Annotated in this window: 1 protein-coding gene; it reads left to right on the top strand. The window is 67.9% G+C overall.

Annotation, left to right across the window (positions count from 1 at the left end):
• Window positions 1–147 precede the first annotated feature (147 nt).
• Window positions 148–782 (top strand): hypothetical protein (locus tag DEJ32_RS15935; RefSeq protein WP_110901994.1); only part of this gene is annotated, 635 nt, incomplete at its 3' end.

The following is a 782-nucleotide window of genomic DNA, read 5'->3' as shown; positions in this document are numbered from 1 at the left end:
GGTGCCGAATCACTGTCACAAGCCGGGAACGGCCCGCAAGCGCTCACCAGCCGCACATCGCTGGTTCTCCACCCCTTTCGCGGGGTGTGTTCGGTGTGCATCCCATTCCAGATCCGCGCCGAGCGCGACAAGCAAAGGAACGAAGACATGCGCAAGTCCCTGAAGACCTCGATCACCCTCGCCACGACCGGTGCCCTCGTGCTCGGCGGTGCAGCGTTCGGCGTCAGTGCCGCGAACGCCTCCACCCCGGCCGTGCACACCGTCTCCAGCTCCGCGTCGAAGATCCCCGCCCCGGTCGCGTCGGTCCCCGAGGTCCTCGGCGGCGACACCTCCGTCGCCCTCGACAAGGGCTTCACCGACGCCCTGACCTCGCTGAAGCTCACCCCGGGTGTCTCGGGGGATGCGACCCTGGAGGACGGCGCCGTGTCGTTCCCGATCACCTCCGGCTCGGTCACCTACTGGAGCCCGGACGGCAACTACCGCCCCTACGTCCAGGGTCTGCTGAACCACGACGACTCCGGCCTGACCCTCAAGGCCGGCGACACCACCGTCACGCTCGAGAACTTCGTCGTGAACCCGGGCTCCTCGAAGCTCTACGGTGACGTCCTCGTCAACGGGGAGGTCGCCGCCCCGAACGCGTTCCTGTTCGAGCTGCACGGCGGCTCCCTCAAGCCCCTCCAGCTCGAGGGCGACAACGCGATCCTGACCGGCACCACCGTCCACATCTCCCAGGACGCCGCGGACCTGCTGAACCAGACCTTCAAGACCGACGCCGTCAAGCG

The sequence above is a fragment of the Curtobacterium sp. MCPF17_046 genome (genome assembly GCF_003224295.1).
Taxonomy (GTDB): Bacteria; Actinomycetota; Actinomycetes; order Actinomycetales; family Microbacteriaceae; genus Curtobacterium.
The sequence above is the reverse complement of the archived record's forward strand: the minus strand, read 5'-3'. Positions and strand labels throughout refer to the sequence as shown.